The 17,856-nt window shown below is 70.1% G+C and carries 13 protein-coding genes and 1 tRNA gene; 8 read left to right on the top strand and 6 right to left on the bottom strand.

The genetic code is table 11. From position 1 onward, the window contains the following. Nucleotides 1–164: 164 nt before the first annotated feature. The 6 genes from Rai3103_RS12150 (at nt 165) to Rai3103_RS12125 (ending at nt 7,096) form a co-directional block, all read left to right on the top strand. Nucleotides 165–1,370 carry a YihY/virulence factor BrkB family protein gene (locus tag Rai3103_RS12150; RefSeq protein ID WP_153572817.1) on the top strand — a complete coding sequence of 402 codons (1,206 nt, stop codon included), beginning with the start codon at nt 165–167 and terminating at the stop codon, nt 1,368–1,370. Between the two features lie 98 nt (nt 1,371–1,468). Next, on the top strand, nt 1,469–2,578 hold the full coding sequence (locus tag Rai3103_RS12145; protein WP_153572816.1) for a PQQ-dependent sugar dehydrogenase: 1,110 nt from the start codon (nt 1,469–1,471) through the stop codon (nt 2,576–2,578). An 83-nt stretch (nt 2,579–2,661) separates the two neighbouring features. Next, nucleotides 2,662–2,735, top strand: a tRNA-Met gene (locus Rai3103_RS12140). Between the two features lie 490 nt (nt 2,736–3,225). After that, a complete protein-coding gene (gene araA, locus Rai3103_RS12135) occupies nt 3,226–4,758 on the top strand; it encodes an L-arabinose isomerase (protein WP_153572815.1) in 1,533 nt (510 codons plus the stop codon). Between the two features lie 75 nt (nt 4,759–4,833). Then, a complete protein-coding gene (locus Rai3103_RS12130; RefSeq protein ID WP_153572814.1) occupies nt 4,834–5,865 on the top strand; it encodes a LacI family DNA-binding transcriptional regulator in 1,032 nt (343 codons plus the stop codon). Between the two features lie 223 nt (nt 5,866–6,088). Next, entirely contained in the window at nt 6,089–7,096 is a 1,008-nt protein-coding gene (locus Rai3103_RS12125) for a patatin-like phospholipase family protein (protein WP_153572813.1), read from the top strand. 72 nt (nt 7,097–7,168) lie between these two features. On the opposite strand, the gene Rai3103_RS12120 is transcribed toward Rai3103_RS12125, so the two are convergent. Beyond that, nucleotides 7,169–8,773, bottom strand: a complete 1,605-nt coding sequence (locus tag Rai3103_RS12120) for a xylulokinase (RefSeq protein ID WP_153572812.1) — start codon at nt 8,771–8,773, stop codon at nt 7,169–7,171. 229 nt (nt 8,774–9,002) lie between these two features. Here Rai3103_RS12120 and Rai3103_RS12115 point away from each other — a divergent pair, with 229 nt between their 5' ends. Then, nucleotides 9,003–9,713, top strand: a complete 711-nt coding sequence (locus Rai3103_RS12115) for an L-ribulose-5-phosphate 4-epimerase (RefSeq protein ID WP_153572811.1) — start codon at nt 9,003–9,005, stop codon at nt 9,711–9,713. Nucleotides 9,714–9,854: 141 nt separating this feature from the next. Here Rai3103_RS12115 and Rai3103_RS12110 read toward each other — a convergent pair whose 3' ends face one another. From Rai3103_RS12110 to gabT, 4 genes are read right to left on the bottom strand one after another with little or no spacing between them, the layout of a single operon-like run. Further along, on the bottom strand, nt 9,855–11,270 hold the full coding sequence (locus tag Rai3103_RS12110; protein ID WP_228488890.1) for an APC family permease: 1,416 nt from the start codon (nt 11,268–11,270) through the stop codon (nt 9,855–9,857). Between the two features lies 1 nt (nt 11,271). After that, the gene (locus Rai3103_RS12105; RefSeq protein WP_194793115.1) at nt 11,272–12,141 is read right to left on the bottom strand and encodes a carbon-nitrogen hydrolase family protein; all 870 of its coding nucleotides are present in this window, start codon (nt 12,139–12,141) and stop codon (nt 11,272–11,274) included. Continuing rightward, a complete protein-coding gene (locus Rai3103_RS12100; protein ID WP_153572810.1) occupies nt 12,138–13,610 on the bottom strand; it encodes an NAD-dependent succinate-semialdehyde dehydrogenase in 1,473 nt (490 codons plus the stop codon). The genes Rai3103_RS12105 and Rai3103_RS12100 overlap by 4 nt, the downstream gene beginning before the upstream one ends. Beyond that, nucleotides 13,607–14,944, bottom strand: a complete 1,338-nt coding sequence (gene gabT, locus Rai3103_RS12095; RefSeq protein WP_153572809.1) for a 4-aminobutyrate--2-oxoglutarate transaminase — start codon at nt 14,942–14,944, stop codon at nt 13,607–13,609. The genes Rai3103_RS12100 and gabT overlap by 4 nt, the downstream gene beginning before the upstream one ends. Nucleotides 14,945–15,092: 148 nt before the next feature. Here gabT and Rai3103_RS12090 point away from each other — a divergent pair, with 148 nt between their 5' ends. Next, a complete protein-coding gene (locus Rai3103_RS12090) occupies nt 15,093–15,995 on the top strand; it encodes a LysR family transcriptional regulator (RefSeq protein ID WP_153572808.1) in 903 nt (300 codons plus the stop codon). A 212-nt stretch (nt 15,996–16,207) separates the two neighbouring features. Here Rai3103_RS12090 and Rai3103_RS12085 read toward each other — a convergent pair whose 3' ends face one another. Next, the gene (locus Rai3103_RS12085; RefSeq protein ID WP_153572807.1) at nt 16,208–17,548 is read right to left on the bottom strand and encodes a lytic transglycosylase domain-containing protein; all 1,341 of its coding nucleotides are present in this window, start codon (nt 17,546–17,548) and stop codon (nt 16,208–16,210) included. Nucleotides 17,549–17,856: the final 308 nt, after the last annotated feature.

The following is a 17,856-nucleotide window of genomic DNA, read 5'->3' as shown; positions in this document are numbered from 1 at the left end:
GCCTCGGCACCCCTCCCAGCCCTCAACCAGTCTGGACAGGTATGCACCCGGAGGGACTGGGTAAGGCAGGAGTGCCCGTCGCACCAAAGGGACCGCAGTTGGCCCTGACCGAGAGAACGCCCGATCCCCACCACACAGCGCCAGGACGACGAGAGGTAACTCCAGTGCCACCCAACGACTTCATCGACCTGACCCTCGGCGCTTCGGATGCACCGCCCCCGGATGCCAAGGAAAAGCCGCCGACGCCGCACCGCCTTACCGGCCCCAGCCGGAAGTACGCGGCGAAGCGCGCCGGCAGGGAATTCCTGAGCGACGGCGGACCGGACCTGGCCGCCATGCTCACCTACTACACCGTCCTGTCCCTGGCCCCCGCGCTGCTGGCGACCTTCTCCATCATCTCCCTGGTCCTGAGCAACAACGCCGGCACGGTGACCACCGCAGTGGACCGCCTGGTCCAGCAGTACGTGCCGCCGAAGTACCAGGGGCAGGTGGGGGATCTGGTGCAGAGCATCACGGGGTCGTCCTCCGGCGGCGTGATCGCCCTCATCATCGGTACCGCCGTCGCCCTGTGGTCGGCCTCTGCCTACGTCAAGGCGTTCTCCCGCTGCATGAACACCGTCTACGGGCGGGTAGAGGGCCGCAGCCTGGTGAAGCAGACCGGCACGATGCTCCTGACCACGCTGGTCATGCTGATCGGGATCGTCCTCATCCTGATCGCCCTCGCCGCGAACCAGACCCTGGTCGCCGGAGTACTGGGGCCCATCGCGGCACCGCTGGGCCTGACCGGGACCCTGAACTTCCTGATGGGCACCTTCCTGCCGATCTGGGCCTGGGTGAAGTGGCCGGTGATCCTGATCCTGGTGGTCGTGATGGTCGCCGTGCTCTACTACTTCACCCCCAACGTGCGCCAGCCGAAGTTCAAGTGGGTCAGCCTCGGCTCCGGCGTGGCGATCGTGGGCATCGCGGTGACCGGAGTGCTGTTGTCGATCTACCTCACCCAGTTCGCCGCCTACAGCTCCTACGGAGCGATCGGCTCGGTCATGGCGCTGATGCTGGTGCTCTGGATGTTCAACATCATGCTGCTGCTCGGGGCCGAGGTGGACGCGGAGGTGGAACGGGCGCGCGAACTGCAGGGCGGCATCGAGGCCGAGTCGAACATCCTGCTGCCCCCGCGCGACACCCGGATGGTCGAGAAGATGAAGGCGACCCGGGACCGGCTCCAGGCGACCGGTCGCGACCTGCGGCTCCAGCACGCCGAGCAGGCAGCGGACTCCTCGCCGGAGGAGACCGAGACCGCACCGGAGCGCAGAACTGACCGCCCCCGCACAGCGGAGCGCAGCGACGACCGGGCCGGCAGGGCGAAGCGGTAGCCCGCCCGGGGTGGCACGTCCTGGCGCCCGACAAGGTGCTCGTCTTCTGAGCCGCATCTGACTCCCCAGGGGGTGACCGCCCGGCCCATACTCCAAGCATGACGATTCGATCGCGTAGGTCGGTCCGCCCGGGGGTCAGGGCGGCCGCCTTCCTGGTCGTCGCCCTGATCGTGTTCCTCGTCGGCTGCACCACGCCCGGGGCACCCTCCACGCCCGCACCGGAAAGCACGACCGCCGAGGCACCACGCGGCGAGCCCCAGGTGATCGCCTCCCGCCTGCAGTCGCCGTGGTCGATCGCCTTCGCAGGGCGGACCGCCCTGGTGAGCGAACGGGACTCGGGCCGCATCGTCGAGCTCCTCACCGACGGGTCGCACCGCGAGGTCGGCAGCGTTCCCGGCGTGGTGCACGGTGGTGAGGGCGGGCTGCTGGGGCTCGCCGTCGACAGCCAGAACCGGCTCTATGCATACTCGACGGGCCCAAATGGCAACCGGATCCAGCGTTTCGGGCTCACCGGGACGCCGGGATCGTACGGGCTGGGGCCGGCACAGACTCTCCTGGACCACCTCCCGTCCGGCGCGATCCACAACGGCGGCCGCCTCGCGTTCGGGCCCGACGGCATGCTGTACGCGGGCGTCGGGGACACCGGGAACGGCGCCCTGGCCCAGGACCTCGGCTCGCTCGGCGGCAAGATCCTGCGGATGACCCCCGACGGAACGGTCCCGCATGACAATCCCTTCCCCGGCTCGCTCGTCTACAGCTACGGCCACCGCAACGTGGAGGGCCTCGCCTGGACCGCGGACGGGCAGATGTTCGCCTCGGAGCTGGGCCTCAACACCTGGGACGAACTGAACGTCATCGTCGCCGGGGGCAACTACGGCTGGCCGGTGGTGGAGGGCCGCGGCGGGACGGACCGCGGCTTCCGCGATCCCGTCCAGCAATGGCATCCGGGCGATGCGAGTCCCAGTGGCCTCACCCGGATCGGCGGGACGCTGTTCCTGGCCACCCTGCGCGGCCAGGTCCTGCGCGCGATCCCAGTCGCTGCCCCGTCGACCTCGACCCCGTACTACGACCACACGTACGGACGCCTCCGCGACGTCACCGCCGCCCCCGACGGCCGACTGTGGATCCTCACCGACAACACCGACGGCCGCGGCAGCCCAGGACCCGACGACGACCGGATCCTCGCGGTCGACCTCGGAGCGGGATAGGGCCGAGGGAGCCTCCCGGGACCACGGAGACCGCCGGTTTGGTCCTACGGCGGATCCGGACTACAGTGGTGTCTTGTCGCCGACGCGGGGTGGAGCAGTTCGGTAGCTCGCTGGGCTCATAACCCAGAGGTCGCAGGTTCAAATCCTGTCCCCGCCACGAACGGAACCCCTGGCCCGGGGCATCTTGATGAAAGTCAGATGCCTTCGGCCAGGGGTTTCTTGCTTCCTTCCGGCTGACCCTCAGCGCCTGCCGCCTGCGTTGTGGGCCGGGGCCTTTGGCGCGGCGACCCAGGTATTCCTTGCTCGATTGGGTCATAGGCCTGCCCTATGACCTCGCGGCGCAACCCATCCCCGTGTCCGGCCGTGGCGGCGAGTCAGCGGCAGTTCTGTGGCGAAGCCCCTCGAGGACGCTTGACTCGCAGAAAATGTTACCGGTAACATCGCAGATGACGCAGGCCCCGCAAGGGTCCGGACAAGGGAGTCAGTCATGCGTCGCAACCCGGCGAGGGTATCCGCGACGCGTCCTTTTGGCTGCACGACCATCATCCCGGGCCCCTTCGCGGCCTCTGTCGCTGCGGCACGGCCGCCCGCACGGAGCGGGCCGAGACCACCGGCCGCGGTGCAACCAACTGACGAAGGAATTTCCCATGGCCGGACGTAGCATCATCCCGGATCTGTCGACGCGCAAGGTCTGGTTCCTGATCGGTAGTCAGGAGCTGTACGGGGAGGATGTGCTGCGGCGCGTGGCCGAGCAGTCCCAGGCGATCGTCGCCCAGCTCAACGCCGCCACCCAGATCCCCGTCGAGGTGATCTGGAAGCCCGTCCTCAAGGACACCGAGGGCATCGTCGCGGCCGTCCGCGAGGCGAACGCCGATCCCGAGGTCATCGGCGTGATGACCTGGATGCACACGTTCTCGCCGGCGAAGATGTGGATCCGCGGGCTGCGTACGCTCCAGAAGCCGCTGTTGCACCTGCACACCCAGGCGAACATCGAGCTGCCGTACGCCGACCTCGACTTCGACTTCATGAACCTCAACCAGTCCGCCCATGGCGACCGGGAGTTCGGCTACATCCTGTCCCGCCTCGGCGTGCAGCGGAAGTCGGTCATCGGCCACGCCTCCGATCCGCGGGTCGCCGCCGAGATCGGTGCCTGGTCCCGGGCCGCCGCCGGCCTGGCCGCCCTCAAGGGGATGAAGGTCGCCCGGTTCGGCGACAACATGCGCTACGTCGCCGTCACCGAGGGTGACAAGACCGAGGCGGAGACCATCTTCGGTGCCTCCATCAACACCTGGCCGGTGAACGACCTGATCGCCCGCGTCGACGCGGTGAGCGAGGAGCGCATCGACGCGCTGGTCGCCGAGTACGACGAGCTCTACGACGTCGTCCCCGAGCTCGGGCCCGACGGCGATCGCCGCGAGTCGCTGCGCGTCGCCGCCCAGCAGGAGCTGGGTCTGCGGGACTTCCTCGAGGAGGGCGGTTTCCAGGCGTTCACCGACAGCTTCGAGGACCTCGGCACGCTGCGCCAGCTGCCCGGCATCGGGGTGCAGCGACTGATGGCCGACGGCTACGGGTTCGGAGCCGAGGGCGACTGGAAGACCGCCATCCTCATCCACCTCGCCGCGGTGATGGGTGCCGGGCTGCCCGGCGGCGCCTCCCTGATGGAGGACTACACGTACGACCTCACCCCCGGTGACGAGGTCATCCTCGGTGCGCACATGCTCGAGGTCTCGCCCAACCTCACCACGGCCCGCCCGACCCTGGAGATCCACCCGCTGGGTATCGGCGGCAAGGAGGATCCGTGCCGGCTGGTCTTCACCGCCGATCCGGGCCCGGGCGTCGTCGTGGCGATGGTCGATGTCCGCAACCGCTTCCGGCTGATCGCCAACGCCATCAACCTGGTCGAGCCCCGGGCCGCACTCCCCCAGCTGCCCGTCGGCCGGGCCCTCTGGAAGCCGCTGCCGGACTTCGTCACCTCGGCGAACGCGTGGCTCGCTTCGGGCGCGGCACACCACACCGTGATGAGCACCGCGCTCAGCCCGGAGGTGTTCGTCGACTTCGCTCGGATGGCCGGAGTCGAGATCGCGCTGATCGATGAGCACACCACCATGCCGGTGTTCGAGCGGAGCCTGCAGCTGGAAGCGACCTTCCGAGGCGGCCCGACGCCGGCCGGTATCGCGTAATGTGACAACAACCTGTGGGTCCCGGCGCGTCGACTGACGCTCCGGGGCCCGCCCGCTCAGGGAGAGGATCGTACGATGCCGGCTGAGGGTGGCAGGGCACCGAGCATGCGCGACGTCGCCCGCGTGGCGGGCGTCTCGCACCAGACGGTGTCGCGGGTGATCAACGACAGCCCACGGATCCGGCCGGAGACCCGCGAACGGGTCCAGGCCGCCATCGACGAGCTCGGGTATCGTCCCAGCGCCGTCGCCCGGGCCCTCGCCCACGGCCGGACCCGCCGGATCGGGATGATCATCGAATCCTCCAGCCACTACGGCCCGGTGAGCATGCTCCGCGGCAGTGAGGTCGCCGCCCGCAAGGCCGGCTACTCGTCCACGACGTACACGGTCACCCCTGATTCGATCGAGGACTTCCGGGAGGGCGTGGACTTCCTCACCGGGCAGGACGTCGAGGGGCTGGTGGTGATCGTGCCCAGGACCGAGACGCTTGAGCTGCTCGGCCAGCTGGACCTGCCGGACTCCTGCGTACTCCTCGGTTCGCTCCCCGGCCGGGCGAACGACCCGGCCCGCAACCTCGGGCTCCCCCGCGTCGGTGTCGACCAGGCCAAGGGCGCCCGGCTCGCGGTCCAGCACCTGCTCGACCAGGGCCATCAGGTCATCGGCCACGTCACCGGCCCCGTGGACTGGCTCGATTCCTGCGCCCGTGAGGCGGAGTGGCGCTTCGTCCTGGAGCAGGCCGGGCTGGCGACCCCGACGCCCGTGCGCGGGGACTGGAGCCCCGACGCCGGCTACGCCGCCGCCGACCAGTTGCTGGAGATCCCCGACCTGACCGCGGTCTTCGCGGCGAACGACCAGATGGCGCTGGGGCTGATCCACGCGCTCTCGGACCGAGGACTGCGGATCCCCGAGGACATCAGCGTGGTGGGCTTCGACGACATCCCGGAGAGCCCACATTTCCGCCCGCCCCTGACGACGGTCCACCAGGACTTCGAGACGCTGGGTGTCGCCGGCGTGGCCGTGCTGCTCGCACTGCTCGGCGAGGACGTCCCGGCGATGCCGCGCCGGATCGATCCCACCCTGGTCATCCGGGAGTCCACCCGGGTGCTGTAGTGGCGCCGAGTGCGCGGTGCGCGGATCGCCCCTCACCGGCCTGCCGACAGTGGCGTACGGCGTCGCCGGCGTGCTAACTTTTCGACGATCGTGATGCATCGGTAGGAGGTGAGACCCATGAACGCAGTTTCCGCAGTGGGTGCTCCCCCGCCGGCCACGATCGCGCGACTGAGGTAGTCGCCACCGGGAGCGCCCGACAGGCACCTCGCGAAAGGCGACTCCCATGAACACCACACCTTCTCCTGTCCCGCACGGCGGCTCGACAAGCCCCGAGCGAGGGACCTCCCACGCGCCGACGCCCGGCCAGAACAAGCCGCAGGTCGACGCGACCGGGCGAGTGCCCCACGGCGAACGCGCACTGGTCCTCGGCGGCGGAGGATCCACCGGCAACGCCTGGCTGATCGGCGTCGTCGCCGGTCTGTACGAAGCCGGTCTGGACGTGACCGGCGCCGATCTGACCATCGGCACGTCGGCCGGCTCAACGGCCGCGGCGCAGCTCGCCGGCGCGACCCCCACCGAAATGCTGGACGCCATCCTCACCGCCGCACCACAGCAGCCACCGGCCAGGTCGGGAGGATCCTCCGGTGGACGCGGGAGCGTTCGCCCGGTGAGCGACCATCTGGAGCGGATGACAGCCCTCATCGCTGCCGCCGAGGATGCCGCCGACCTGCGCCGCCGGATGGGCGCGGCGGCGCTCGAGCGGGAGGACGCGGCGGACAGCTCCCAGCAGGAACGCTGGCGCGCGACCGTCGCCGCTCGGCTGCCCAGCCGGCACTGGCCGGAACGTCCGCTGCTCATCACCGCAGTCGATGCCTGTACCGGCGTCCCTGTCGTGTTCGACCGCCACAGCGGGATCGACCTGGTGGACGCCGTGGCCGCCAGTTGTTCCAGCGGCTTCGCCTACGGGATCGGCGGCGGCCGCTACATCGACGGCGGCTACCGAGCCAACGCCGAGAACGCCGATCTGGCGGCCGGGTGTGCGCGGGTGCTGGTGCTGTCGCCCTTCGGTGGCAGGTCGCTCCATCCGAAGGAGTGGGGCACGCATCTGTCGACCCAGGTGGACGACCTGCGAGCGCACGGCAGCAGGGTCGAGACGATCTTCCCCGACGCCGACTCCGAGCACCTGTTCGGCGCCCACGCCATGGACCTGTCGCTACGGCCGGCAGCTGCTCGCGCCGGCCAGCGACAGGGCCTGGCACGGGCCGAGCAGCTCGCCGAGTTCTGGCGCTGAGGCCGCGGTGCTCCGCAGGGCTCACGCGTAGCGGCCCTGCGGAGTCAGCCGTGGTGTGTCAGCCGTGGTGTGTCAGAGCCGCTCGACGGCCAGCCGCTCGACCTCGAGCCCACGCTCGAAGCGCTCCATGAATGCCGCGAAGCCGGCGACGTCGGCCGGGTCCGGGTCCATCGCCGCCAAGTGGGCTCCGGCGAAGACCTTCGTCCGCAGGTAGTCCGGCAGCGACTCCTCGGCGCCGCGATCGCGCAGGAAGGCCGCCAGCACGGCGATGCCCCAGGCTCCACCCTCACCCGCACTCGAGCCGACGGTCACCGGCGCATCGAGGGCCGCGGCGAGGATCCGCTGCCCCACGCCCTCGGTCCGGAAAAACCCGCCGTGGCCGAACATCGAGGTGATCCGTACGCCCTCGCCGGTCAGCACGTCCATGCCGAGGCGCAGGGTCCCCAGCATGCCGAAGAGCTGGGCGCGCATGAAGTTCGCCAGGTTGAGGGTGCTGTCGGGAGTGCGGACGACCATCGGGCGTCCCTCGGCCAGCCCGACGTTGTGCTCCCCGGAGAGGAAGTTGTAGGCCAGCAGGCCGCCACCGTCGGCGTCACCGGTGAGCGCCGCCCGAAACAGCGTGCCGAAGACCTGCGACGGGTCGGCCTGCACGCCCAGCGCGGTCGCGAACTCGCCGAAGACCCCGGCCCAAGCGTCGACCTCGCTGGCGCCGTTGTTGCAGTGCACCATCGCGACCGGGTCGCCGGAGGGGGTGGTGACCATGTCCAGCTCAGGGTGCATCTGACCCAGCGCGTGGTCGAGCACCACCATCGCGAAGATGCTGGTGCCGGCGCTGACGTTGCCGGTCAGCGGAGCGACCGAACCAGTGGCCACCATGCCGGTGCCGGCGTCACCCTCCGGCGGGCAGAGCGGGGCTCCGGGCCGCAGGGCACCGGTCGGGTCGAGCAGGAGAGCCCCCTCGGGGGTCAGGGCACCGGCGTCCTCACCGGCCGACAGCACCCTCGGCAGCAGGTCGCTCAGGTGCCACGGCATTCCCTCGGCGGTGGCCACCTCATCGAACCGGTCGACCATCGCGGCCACGTACGACCCGGTGGTGGAGTCGATCGGGAACATGCCGCTGGCGTCCCCGACGCCGAGCACCCGCTGCCCAGTCAGGCGCCAGTGCACGTAACCGGCCAGCGTGGTCAGCTGGGCGACCCGGGAGACGTGTTCCTCGCCGTCGAGCATCGCCTGGCGCAGATGAGCGATGCTCCACCGCTGCGGGACATGGAAGTCGAAGAGCTGGGTCAGTTCGTCCGCGGCCGGCCCGGTGGAGGTGTTGCGCCACGTGCGGAAGGGGACGAGCAGTTCGCCGCCCTCATCGAAGGCGAGGTAGCCGTGCATCATCGCCGAGACGCCCATCGCGCCGAGCGCGGTCAGTTCGAGGTCGTAGCGGCGCCGGACGTCCGCGGCAAGGTCGGCGTAGCAGGCCTGCACACCCTCCCACACGGCGTCCAGGGAATACGTCCATCGTCGGTCGACGAACTGGTTCTCCCAGGCGTGGCTCCCCACGGCGATCGGCTCGTGGTCGGGACCGATCAGCACGGCCTTGATCCGGGTCGAGCCCAGCTCCATGCCGAGCACTGCCGTCCCCGCGCTGATCGCCTCACGGGCGCGGTCGGTGGTGGGGTCGATCATCGTTGATCCTCCTGGTCGTTCTGGTGCCGGCGCCGCGTGGTCGGCCGGTGGTCCGAGCATGTCACGTCGGCACACCCGTTCTGCACAGGGGTGCACTGGACCTCGGTCGTCGACAATGTTACCGTTCACATGAGCGGAGGAACAGTCCCCCGGACAAGAAGTGCAGGGGCCGCCTCCGTCCCGGACCGATACGAGACCGGGCATCGGAGCCCGGCACAGGGAGGCACCCATGTCCCAGACCACCGCGGCCAGCTCGACAGCCCCCGACGGAGTGCCCGACGAGCTGCGCGCCGTCGTCGACCGCCTCAAGACCGAGGTCGCCGCGCTGCACGCCGAACTCCCCCGCAACGCCCTCGTCGTGTGGACGGCGGGCAACGTGTCCGCGCGCGTTCCCGGCGCCGACCTGATGGTGATCAAGCCGTCCGGCGTGTCGTACGACGACCTCACCCCCGAGGCGATGGTCGTGTGCGATCTCGACGGGACCCTGGTCGAGGGCGACCGCAAGCCCTCCTCCGACACCGCGGCCCACGCGTACGTCTACCGGCACATGCCCGAGATCGGCGGCGTGGTGCACACCCACTCCGACTACGCCACCGCCTGGTCGGCCCGGCGCGAGCCGATCCCCTGCGTGCTGACGATGATGGCCGACGAGTTCGGCGGGGAGATCCCGGTGGGCCCGTTCGCGCTGATCGGCGACGACTCGATCGGTCAGGGCATCGTGGAGACGCTGCGCGCCAGCCGTTCCCGCGCGGTGCTGATGGCCAACCACGGCCCGTTCACCATCGGCGCGAGCGCCCGCGAGGCCGTGAAGGCCGCCGTGATGCTGGAGGACGTCGCCCGCACGGTGCACTTCGCCCGTCAGCTCGGCACCCCGGTGCCGATGGAGCAGGCCGACATCGACCGGCTGTACGACCGCTACCAGAACGTCTACGGCCAGTGACCCCAGCCGGCAGCTGAGGGCTCCAGCCCGTCGCGGAGCACGAGGCACAGCGGGGCCGGTCGTCCGAGGACGACCGGCCCCGCTGTGTGCGCGCGGTGTTGATCCAGGCGAGTTCATCCAGGCGAGCTCACCTGCGGGAGCTCACCGGGTCAGGTCCCCCTCGAGGGGATCCTCGACCCGGTCGAGGGTGGCCTCCGGGTCGACCTCCTCGAAGTGCATCTCGGGCGGGGCCTGACGGAAGCCCTTGGTCAGGATGGCCGTCCAGACGACGCCGATGCACAGCCAGCTCACCCCCAGCGTCAGGGCGTTGCGGTCCAACTGGGTCAGCAGGAAGAAGGAGATCAGGGCGCCGACCGCGGGCGCGACCACGTAGCCCCATGGGTTGTGCGTCCGGCCCGCTCGCCGCTCCCGGACCCAGTAGGCGACGACGGAGACGTTCACCATGGTGAAGGCGGTGAAGGCGCCGAAGTTGATGAACGACGTGGACGTGGTGACGTTCATGAACAGGGCCAGGAGCCCGACCAGGGCCGACAGGAGGATGTTCAGCGCGGGCGTGTGGTAGCGCGGATGGATGTAGCCGAAGAATCGCCTCGGCAGGACGCCGTCGCGGCCCATCGCGTACGTCAGGCGGGCGGCGCTCGACTGCGCGGCGATGCCCGAGCCGAACTGGGTGACCACGAGGCCGGCGATGAACAGCGCCGAGAAGAGGTCGCCGCCGATCTGCTTGGCGATCTCGAACGAGGCCGAGTCGGGGTCAGCGAACTGGGCGCCGGGATGCACCAGTTGCGCGGCGTAGCTGATGACGATGAAGATGCCGCCGCCGATCAGGGCGACCAGCAGGATCGCGCGGGGGATGACCCGCTGCGGGTTGCGGGTCTCCTCGGCCATCGTGGTGACGGCGTCGAACCCGAGGAACGAGTAGGCGGCGATGGCGGCACCGGCGGAGACCGCCCCCAGTGTCGTTCCCGCGTGCCAGAAGGGTGCCGGATCGACGAAGCCGGCGTGGTGCTGGCTGAGGTGGACGATCGACAGGGCCAGGAAGATCACGATGACCAGGACCTGGAACGCCATCAGCAGCAGGGTGGCCCGCTCCGCGACCACGATCCCGAGCAGGTTGAGGATGGTGGTGGTCACGATGAAGCCGAGGATCCACACCGCGTTGGGGACGGCCGGGAACTCGGCGTTGAGGAACGACGCCCCGATCAGCCAGATGACCATCGGCAGGAAGAAGTAGTCGAGCAGTGCCGCCCAGCCGACCAGGAGGCCAAGATGGCCGTTCTGGGTCTTGCGGACGTAGGTGTAGGCGGATCCAGCGGCAGGGAAGACGCGGGACATCTTGCCGTAGCTGAGGGCGGTGAAGAGCATGGCGACCAGGGCCAGTACGTAGCCACCGGCGACGGTGCCGTGGGTGGCGACCGCGACGATGCCGAACGTGCCGAGCACGATCAGCGGGGCCATGTACGACACCCCGAACAGGACAACGGAGCCGAGGCCCAGGCGGCGCTCGAGGTGCCGACTGGTGCGGGTGGTGGGGGGCTTGTGGGATGAGTTCGTCACTTCAGTCTCCCTTCTGGTTGATCGACCACCGCTCGGGCTCGATCTGCCCGTTGTAGGCCGGGAGTGTGAGCGGATGGTCGGCTGGAGTGAACTGGGACCACAGACGGTTGAGACCCGAGGTCCCGAAGCGGCGCACCCGCCGGCAGGCAGCCGGATCGAGGACGTCGGTCAGCATCAGGCGTTCGGCGGCGGGTGCCGCAGTGCGGACGATCCCCTCGGGATCGACGATCAGGCTGCGGCCCACACCCTCCGGGCCGGCGGAGTTCACACTCACCACGTAGACCTGATTGGTGATGGCGTTCGCCTGGGCCAGGACGACCTCGGCCGTACGGTCGCAGGTCGTGGTGTGGACGATGTTGACGATGACGTCGGCGCCCAGCCAGCCGAGTTGGCGGCTGTGCTCGGGGAACCAGGCGTCGTAGCAGATCGACAGCCCGATCCGGACGCCCTCGACGTCGACGACGGTGAACGCGCCACCGGGGGTGAACGGTTCGCTCGGCCGCCACGGGAAGATCTTCCGGTAGGTCCCCAGGATGTCCCCGTCGGGACCGAACATGACGGCGGTGTTGAAGAGTTCCCCGTCCGGACCGGCCTCGCAGAAGGAACCGGGCAGGAGATGGATGCCGTGGCGGCGGGCGATCCCGCTCATGGCCTCGACCCAGGGCCCCTCGAGACGTTCGGCCGCAGCACGCAGGTGCTCCGGAGTGCCACCGGCGGCCGGGACGGTGTGCAGCTCCGGGAAGACCAGCAGCCCGGCCCGGGGGAAGTCGTCGGCCATGGCCGCGACCTCGGAGGCGAACTGGTCCACCGCGTCCTGGCCGCGCAGGAGAGGAACCTGCGCCGCCAGGACGGAGAGCGGGCCGGCTGTCATGTGGCCAGGCCCACGTACTTGGTCTCGAGGTACTCCTCGATCCCTTCGTGGCTGCCCTCGCGGCCGAGGCCGCTGAGCTTGACTCCGCCGAAGGGTGCGGCGGGGTTGGAGACGATCCCGGTGTTGACGCCGACCATGCCGTACTCCAGTGCCTCGCTCACCCGGACCGCCCGGCCCAGGTCCTTGGTGAACACGTATGAGGCCAGCCCGTAATCGGTGTCGTTGGCCCGCCGGATCGCTTCTTCCTCCGTGGCGAACGTCGAGATCGCCACGACGGGACCGAAGATCTCCTCGACGGCGATACGTGAATCCGAGGGGACGTCGGTCAGGACCGTGGGCTCGTAGAAGTAACCGGGACCCTCGACACTCGCGCCGCCGGTGCGCAGCGTGGCGCCGTGCGCCACGGCGTCCTGGACCAGCGCGTCCACGCCGTCGCGGGCCCGCCCGTCGATCAGGGGGCCCACCTGGGTGCCCTCCGCGGCGCCGTGTCCGAGGCGCTGTTCCTGCATGACGGCGGTGAGCTTGGCCGAGAAGGCCTCCGCCACCGTGTCCTGGACCAGGAATCGGTTGGCGGCAGTGCAGGCCTCGCCGGTGTTGCGCATCTTGGCGAGCATGGCGCCCCGGACGGCGCTGTCGATGTCGGCGTCCTCGAAGACGATGAACGGCGCATTGCCGCCGAGCTCCATGGAGACGCGGAGGACCCGCGGGGCGCACTGTTCCAGCAGGCGGGTGCCGACGGCCGTCGACCCGGTGAAGGTCACCTTGCGCAGGCGACGGTCGGCGATGACCGGCGCCATCGTCTCGCCGGTCCGGCGCGTCGTGATGACGTTCAGTACGCCGTCCGGCAGGCCCACCTCCTGCAGGACCTTGGCGAGCAGGAGGGTGGTCAAGGGGGTCTGCTGGGCGGGTTTCACCACCATGGTGCAGCCGGCGGCGATGGCCGGTCCGATCTTCCTCGTGCCCATGGCCAGGGGGAAGTTCCACGGCAGGATCATCAGCGTGGGACCCACCGGCTGCTTCATCGTCAGGAGCCGCGTCTTGCCGTCCGGCGCCGTCGTCCACCGTCCGTCGACCCGGCAGGCCTCCTCGGAGAACCACCGGAAGAACTCCGCCCCGTACGTGACCTCGCCACGGGCCTCGGCCAGCGGCTTGCCCATCTCGTACGTCATGCACTGGGCGAACTCCTCGGCACGGGCGATGATCGCCTCGTACGCGGCACGCAGCAGTTCCGCCCGCTCCCGCGGCGCGACCGCGGCCCAGGCGGGCTGGGCGGCGGAGGCTGCCGCGAGCGCCTCGAGCGCATCCGTCGCGTCGGCCGCGGCGACCTCGGCGAGCACGGCGCCGGTGGCCGGGTCCAGCACGGGCAGGGTCTCCCCGGAGGCGGCGGGCCGCCACTGGCCGTTTATCAGTAGGCCGGTGGGGACGTCGCCGAGGAAGTCCGGGGCCTGGGTCTGGAGCTCAGCGGTCATGCGAGCTTCTCCAGACCGGCGGCGACGACGTCGAGGCCCTCGTGGAGGAGATCGTCGGTGATGTCCAGCGGCGGCAGGAAGCGGATGACGTTGCCGTACGTGCCGCAGGTGAGCGTCACGACCCCCTCGGTCTGGGCGTATGCGCTGACGGCCTTGGTCAGGGCGGCGTTCGGGCTGTGGTCGTCGCCACCGGCGATCAGCTCGATCGCCTGCATCGCGCCGCGTCCCCGCGCTTCACCGACGACCGGGAACCGCTCCGCCAGCTCACCCAGGCGCAGGCTGAGGATGTCGCCGATCTCGCGGGCCCGGCCGACCAGGTCGTCCTCACGCATGGTCTCGATCGCGCCGAGGGCGGCGGCGCAGGCGATCGGGTTGCCACCGTACGTTCCGCCCAGCCCGCCGGACTGGACGCCGTCCATGATCTCGGCTCGACCGGTGACCGCCGAGAGCGGCAGGCCGCCGGCGATTCCCTTCGCGGTGGTGATGATGTCGGGGACGATGTCCTCGTGGTCACAGGCGAACCAGTCGCCGGTGCGGCAGAAGCCGGTCTGGACCTCATCGGCCACGAAGACGATGCCGTTCCTGGTGCACCACTCGGCCAGCGCGCCGAGGAAGCCGGGCGGCGGCACGATGAAGCCTCCCTCGCCCTGGATGGGCTCGAGGACCACCGCGGCGACGTTCTGCTCACCCACCTGGGTGTGCACCTGCGCGACGAAGGTGGAGAAGGCCTCCTCCGCGCACGCCTCGGGGCCGCCGGCCCAACGGTAGGGGTAGGCCATGGGTGCGCGGTAGATCTCCCCGGCGAACGGCCCGAAGCCCTGCTTGTACGGCTGGCTCTTCGCGGTCAGAGCCATCGTGAGGTTGGTCCGGCCGTGGTAGGCGTGGTCGAACGCGATGACAGCGTCGCGTCCGGTGTAGGAGCGCGCGACCTTGACAGCGTTCTCGACGGCTTCGGCGCCGGAGTTGAACAGAGCGGAGCGCTTCTCGTGGTCGCCGGGGGTGAGCTCGTTGAGCGCTTCACAGACGTCCACGTACTCCTCGTACGGGTTCACCATGAAGCAGGTGTGGGTGAAGTCCGCGACCTGCTGCTGGACCCGCTGTACGACGCGCGGGGCCGCGTTGCCGACCGTGGTGACGGCGATTCCGGCCCCCAGGTCGATGAGTTCGTTGCCGTCGACATCGGTCAGGAGCCCGCCGCCGGCCCGTTCGATGTAGGCCGCGAAACCGATTCCCACACCGGCGCTCACCGCACGCGTGGTCCGAGCATGGAGCTCACGCGAACGGGGCCCGGGGACCTCGGTGACGATCTTTCGTTGCTGGGTGATGTTGGTCATTGAGTGGCTCCCGTCTGCACGTCACCGCTGGTGGCGTGGGGGTCATGCGGGTCAAGTGATATCCCGCAAGGTGGAATGACAAGAGAGTGGACTGGCGAGTCCTATGCTGTCCAATGCCGATTGATCATGTAGTTCATACGGTTTACGTATGGAGGTGGGTGTGGACTTCACCGTTCTGAGGTACTTCGTGGCAGCCGCGGACGGCGGCAGCGTGACCGCGGGCGCACAGGCCGTGCACGTGAGTCAGCCGTCGGTCTCGCGCCAGATCCAGGCGTTGGAGCGGGAGCTGCGCCTGACGTTGTTCAGCCGCCAGGGTGGTCGGCTGCAGCTCACCGCGGCAGGACGCGCGTTCCTCCCGATGGCGCGGGACCTACTGGCCCGTGAGGAGAAGGCGCGCAGGGCGGCCGGATATCTCGCCAGCGGTGCCATGCAGGACATCGCGATCACCACCTTGGGGACGACGCTGACCGACGTCATCGCTCCGTTCCTGGTCACCTTCACGCCCGAGGACCCGATGCCGTCAGTACGCACCGTCGGCCTGGACAGGCTGTTCGACGCCCCGAGCAGCACCGACCTCTACATCGCCGCCGCGGCCCCACCGCCCTGGCTCGAGTCGCGCCCGATCGCGGAACTGCCGGTCTTCGCCTGCGTCCGCGCGGACCATCCCTTGTCAGGGCGGGGAGCTGTGGAGCTCGCCGATCTCCTGGATCACGAGTTGCTCGTCCTGGACAAGGACTTCCCGGCGCGCCGTGCGCTGGACTCGGCGGCGGAATTGATCCGCAGCGCCCCACGCCGGACCCACCGGTTCTTCAGCCCGGAGGTGGCGATGGCCGTCGCGGCCGCGGGGCGGGGAATCGCGGTGGTGACCGATGACCCGCGCTTCGGCCTCGAGGCCCTGCGGATCCTCACGCCCGAGGGGCCCTTGCGGATCCACCTGTGCGGCGCGTGGGATCCCCACCACCATGCGCGCGGGCAACTGGAGTCGCTGTGTCGTCGCCTCGAGACGTTCTGTATTGACCGGTACGGCGAGGACGTGTCCCCGCGCCACTGACCCTTCCCCTTGGGAAGGCAGCCGCGAACGGCGTACGCAACGGTCGTCGAGCGCAGTCAGGGGGTCCGTGGGCGAGCCGACTGGTGCGGCGGTGATGGCTATGGCAACCCCTCCCTGCCGGCCCATCGCGCGGACGGGCTCCGACTGTCTTGGGGACAGACTGCCGCGCGGGTATTTCGGCGACGCTGACCTCGTGTAACGGAGGCGTTACGTCACGGGCATCCAGCAGTCGGCGGCGCCGGTGTCGGGGTCGGACTCGGCGAGGGCGACGGTGTCGGGGACGGAGAGGGCGTCGGTGTCGGTGTCGGTGTCGGTGTCGGTGTCGGGGTTGGCGAGCAGGAGGCAGCCGCGACACTCGGCGTCGTCCCCGCGGCAGACGTCTCGGTGGCCGTGGGGCCCGGTGCGTGCGAAGCCACGGCGGTTGTACTCGGCGACGCGCTCGGGCCGAGCGACGGCGAGGTCGTCGGGGTCGGACCGACGCTCGGAGTTGACTTGGGACTCGGGCTCGGGCTCGGGCTCGGGCTCGGGCTCGGGCTCGGCGATGGCGTGGGCGAAGGCGTCCGCGAGGGGCTCGCCGCGGGTGACGGCGTGGGGCTCGGGCTCGGCGTGGGCGAAGGCGTCGGCGTACGCGAGGGGCTCGCCGCGGGTGACGGCGCCCCCGACATCACGGGCGTCGAGGGTGCCACGACGAGGGGCAATGCGGCCGCAACGGCCGTCGACCCCCCACGCTCAAAGGTCGCCTTCCAGCGCAACACGGTCTGCAGGTAGGACTGCGAGTAGTTGTACGAGAGGATCGCCGACCTGAGCCCGGCATCCGTGGACAGGTCGCGGCCCCCCACGCAGAGGTAGCGACCGGTCGAGGCCGCGGCGTCGTAAACGTTCTGCGGGTCGGCCCTCCCGTCACCGTCACCGTCGACCCCATAGGCGCGCCAGGTCGACGGGATGAACTGCATCGGCCCCACGGCACGGTCCCACACCGGGTCGCCGTCGAGGACACCATGGTCGGTGTCAGGGATCGCCGCGAATCCGTTCCCGTCGAGGATCGGCCCATAGACGCCCGGGACGACACGATGGTCCGCGGTGATGCCGTGCCCACGAACGGAGCCCGACTCCACCTCCCCGATCGCAGCCAGCAAGGTCACCGGCAGGTGGCAGGAGGCCGGCGCCGAGCGGACGGCCGAGGCGTACGCCTGCGCCAGGACACTCGGCACCTGCGGCAGGAGCGGATCGGCCAACGAAAAGGTGCCACCAGCAGCCACCGCGGAGCCCGCGGCAGGCATCGTCGAGCCGGAGACTCCCACACCCAACGGCGACGACGTCACCGAGAAGCCTCCCGTCGGGGCGACCTCCCAAGGGACGCCCCAGCGCGGGCTCGCGAAGTACACGACCGACGCCGGCGTCGTGGACGCCTTACCATCGGCAGGCCGGAGGTTGGTGGACACGGCCGCCGGCGCGAGTGGCATCGCACCACCGGTCAGCACCAGAACGAGCGCGGCGCCGGTCCGGGCGACGCCGCGGCGAAGGGCGCCGAGGTCGGGTCGTGGAAGCTTCATCAGTGTGTCCCGTTCGGGTCGCACGACGGCAATCGATAAGGGGACATCGATCGTCACGCCTTCGGCAGCGCGATCGGTGCAGGACCCGGGCCCCGGAGCGACCGAGGGGGGACACGCTCCCCGGCACCCACGGTGCCGAGCGGGCCCCAGCGGGAAGGGCCCGTGTCCACTCTAAGCGAGCGAACCCGCGACCTGCCAGAGGCCGGGATCAGCCGCTTGGGTGAATTGTCGGGGCAGCCCGGATGTTCACCATCCCGCGATCCACAGCATCCGCCCCTGCCGCACAGAGCCGGCGGCCAGTAGGGTCA

The sequence above is a fragment of the Raineyella fluvialis genome (genome assembly GCF_009646095.1).
GTDB classification, from domain to species: domain Bacteria; phylum Actinomycetota; class Actinomycetes; order Propionibacteriales; family Propionibacteriaceae; genus Raineyella; species Raineyella fluvialis.
The sequence above is the reverse complement of the archived record's forward strand: the minus strand, read 5'-3'. Positions and strand labels throughout refer to the sequence as shown.